Here is a 3,274-nt window from a genome sequence, read left to right on the forward strand (position 1 = left end):
CTAAAATTGCGTGCAGAAAAAGCTAAATTATTAGGGTTTAAAACTTTTGCCGATTGGAGTTTGTCAAATACCATGGCACAAAATTCACAAAAAACATTAGATTTAATGATGTCTGTGTGGACACCGGCAGTTGAAAAAGTGCATGTTGATGTTGCCGATATGCAAAAAATGGTTGATGCTGAAGGCGGAAATTTTAAAATTGCCGCATGGGATTACCGATATTATTCTGAAAAAGTAAGAAAGGCAAAATATGATTTAGATCAAAATGATTTAAAGCCTTATTTGCAATTGGAAAAATTGCGAGAAGGAATGTTTTGGGTTGCTAGAGAAATTTTTCACTTAGGATTTACACAAGTTACTAATGTTCCTGTTTTCCATCCTGATGTTAGAGTTTGGGAAGTGTATAATAAAGACACAAAAAAGATTATTGGTGTTTGGTATTTTGATCCATATGCTCGAAAAGGGAAGCGATCAGGTGCTTGGATGAATGCCACAAGAGAGCAGAGTAGAGTGAATGGAGATGTTATTACCATTGTGTCTAACAACTGTAATTTTATTAAAGGAAAAGACGGAGAGCCAATTTTGATTTCATGGGATGATGCAAGTACATTATTCCATGAATTTGGTCATGCATTACACGGTTTGAATTCGGATGTGACTTATCCGAGTTTATCTGGAACTAATACTCCGAGAGATTATGTTGAGTTTCCATCACAGATTATGGAACGTTGGTTAGCAACACCACAAGTATTGAATCAGTTTGCTTTGCATTATAAAACAGGAGAACCGATGCCTATGGCATTAGTAGAAAGAAATAACAAAGCAGCTACATTTAACGAAGCGTTTTCAACTGTAGAAACCATTGCAAGTGCTTTGGTAGATATGAAATTACACTTGTTAGAAAACCCAGATATTAATCCGAAACAATTTGAAAAAGAAACTTTAGATGCATTAAAAATGCCAAGCGAAATTGTAATGCGTCATCGTATTCCACAATTTGGGCATATCTTTTCAGACGATGCTTATGCTGCGGGTTATTATGGTTATTTGTGGGCCGATGCTATTAGTGCGGATGCAACAGAAGCCTTTACTGAAACCAAAGATGGTTTGTATAATAAAGAAGTTGCCAAACGATTACATGATTATGTTTTTAGCATAGGAAACACTATTGACCCTGAAATTGCATACAAAAAATTCCGAGGTAGAGATGTAAATACAAAAGCTTTGATGCGAGCTAGAGGTTTCGAACTTCAGAAGAAATAAAAAGCAAAAAACCCAAATCGATAGATTTGGGTTTTTTTATTTTCCGGATTAGATTCTAATACAAGTTCAGAATAAATTATCCTAAAGCAACTCTTTTGAAACCTGTAATTTCAACGTTGAATTCTTTAACATAATCTCCTACTTTTTTACTATCATCTTTGATGAAGTTTTGATCTAATAAAGCTTTCTCTTGATCTAAAGTTGTATTGTCAGAGATGAAACGTTGCACTTTTCCAGGAACAATTTTATCCCAAATTTGTTCTGGTTTACCTTCCGCTTTTAATTCCGCTTTAGCATCTTCTTCTGCTTGTTTTAAAACTTCTTCAGTTAATTGAGAGAAAGAGATATATTTAGGAACATTTTTCAAAGTTTTCCCTAAACGTTTTGCTTCTTCATTTTCTTTTTCGATAACGGCAATACGGGCAGCAAGTTCAGAAGCAACAAAAGCAGGATCAAAATCTTTGTAAGATAATGTATCAGCTCCCATAGAAGCCACTTGCATAGAGATGTCTTTTGTTAAAGATTCAGCGTTGGCAATTGGTGCAGAAATTGCAGTTAAGGCAGAAATTTTGTTAACGTGAACATAAGATCCAACGAAAGCGCCTTCTAAAATTTCAAAACCACCGATTTCGATTTTTTCACCGATAACACCAGTTTGTTCGATTAATTTTTCAGCCACAGTAATTCCGTTGAAATCTGAAGCTAAAAATGCTTCTTTAGAAGAGAAGTTGATTGCTTTTTCAACTAAATCTTTAGCCAAAGTTACGAAAGCTTCATTCTTACCTACGAAATCTGTTTCGCAGTTTAAAGTGATGATAGCGCCTTTAGTTTTGTCAGCATTGATAAAAGAAACAGCAGCTCCTTCAGAAGACTCACGATCAGAACGGTTAGCGGCAACTTTTTGCCCTTTTTCTCTAAGGTTTTGTATAGCTTTATCGAAATCTCCTTCAGCTTCAACTAAAGCTTTTTTACAGTCCATCATACCGGCACCTGTAGTTTGTCTTAATTTATTTACGTCTGCAGCAGTGATTGTGATTGTTGACATAATATTTTTTGATTTAAAAGTTTTTTAAAAGTAAATTACGAATTACAAATTTAAAATTACGAGTCAAAATAATCCGTAATTCTTAATTCATAATTCGTAATTGTTTTTTGTTTTATTCTTCAGTTTTTTCTGTTTCAGTAGCTTCAGCTTCCACTTCAGGAGCAGCTTCTACCTCTACTACTGTTTCCACTTCAGGAGTAGCTTCTACTTCAGCAGCAGTTAATTCTTCAACAGCATCAACTTCATGAGTATCATCACCTTCTTTATCAGAAGTTCTGTTAGCCAATCCGTCAATAACTGCAGCAGTTACTAAAGATAAGATTTTTTCAATTGATTTTGAAGCATCATCATTAGCTGGAATAACGTAATCTACTTCACGTGGATCAGAGTTAGTATCAACCATTGCGAAAACTGGAATGTTTAATTTTTGTGCTTCTTTTATGGCAATGTGTTCAGCTTTGATGTCCACTACAAATAATGCAGCAGGTAATCTTGACATGTCTGCTATAGAACCTAAGTTCTTTTCTAATTTTGCACGAAGACGATCTACTTGAAGACGCTCTTTTTTAGACAAAGTCATGAAAGTTCCGTCTTTCTTCATTTTATCAATAGTAGCCATTTTTTTAACGGCTTTACGGATAGTAACGAAGTTGGTTAACATACCACCTGGCCATCTTTCAGTGATGTAAGGCATGTTACAAGCTACTGCTTTATCTGCAACGATGTCTTTTGCTTGTTTTTTGGTAGCTACGAAAAGTATTTTTCTACCTGATGCTGCGATTTTTTTCAAAGCTTCGTTAGCTTCTTCAATTTTTGCAGCGGTTTTATATAGATTGATAATGTGAATTCCATTACGCTCCATATAAATGTAAGGAGCCATATTTGGATCCCACTTACGAGTCATGTGTCCGAAGTGAACACCTGCTTCTAATAATTCTTTAACGTCAATTTTGTTTGCCATTGTGT

3 protein-coding genes are annotated in these 3,274 nt (G+C 34.9%); 1 reads left to right on the top strand and 2 read right to left on the bottom strand.

All coding sequences use genetic code 11. The annotated features are described in order from the left end of the window. Positions 1-1,263 (top strand): M3 family metallopeptidase (locus tag ACOYLP_RS11475; RefSeq protein ID WP_422856309.1); only part of this gene is annotated, 1,263 nt, incomplete at its 5' end. Between the two features lie 76 nt (positions 1,264-1,339). Here ACOYLP_RS11475 and tsf read toward each other — a convergent pair. Both tsf and rpsB read right to left on the bottom strand, forming a co-directional pair. Continuing rightward, a complete protein-coding gene (tsf, locus tag ACOYLP_RS11480; RefSeq protein WP_422856310.1) occupies positions 1,340-2,308 on the bottom strand; it encodes a translation elongation factor Ts in 969 nt (322 codons plus the stop codon). A gap of 112 nt (positions 2,309-2,420) precedes the next feature. Further along, a complete protein-coding gene (rpsB, locus tag ACOYLP_RS11485) occupies positions 2,421-3,269 on the bottom strand; it encodes a 30S ribosomal protein S2 (RefSeq protein ID WP_422856311.1) in 849 nt (282 codons plus the stop codon). Between the last annotated feature and the right edge of the window lie 5 nt (positions 3,270-3,274).

The organism is Flavobacterium sp. (assembly GCF_049318325.1).
Taxonomy (GTDB): domain Bacteria; phylum Bacteroidota; class Bacteroidia; order Flavobacteriales; family Flavobacteriaceae; genus Flavobacterium.